We start from the raw sequence: 367 nt of genomic DNA, 5'->3' as shown, positions 1-367 counted from the left end.
GTCCTGGAGAGCATTGATCTGCTTCTGCAGCGTGCGCGCGGACGGTGAATCCTTGCTGACACTTTCAAGCAGGGTCGCGAGCCGGGTTTTCAGGTCGCTCATTTGGTTTTCCAGCTTCTGGGTGAGCTCTGCATTGCTCTTCACCAGGATCGTGGGATCGATGACCTCCACCTTCGCGCGCAGTTTGCTCATCTCGTCACGCACCTTGCGCAGCCGGTTCTCCGAGCGCTCGACCTGCTTCGACGCGACAGACGTCATCTGCTGCCGATTGCTCTCCGAGAGGTCGTTTGTGAGCTTTTCCGAAACCTTCAGCACCGCGTCTGCGACCGCTTTGGCATCGTCGGCGCTAAAGGCATAAGTATAGAGC

General features: G+C 58.0%; 1 protein-coding gene. It reads right to left on the bottom strand.

Translation table 11 applies throughout. The features are described 5' to 3' along the window. Nucleotides 1-367, bottom strand: a 367-nt coding sequence (locus tag AC1D0P_RS32130) for a hypothetical protein (RefSeq protein WP_477680423.1), incomplete at both ends; no start/stop codon positions are given.

This window comes from Polaromonas sp. P1_G2, assembly GCF_056405515.1.
The sequence above is the reverse complement of the archived record's forward strand: the minus strand, read 5'-3'. Positions and strand labels throughout refer to the sequence as shown.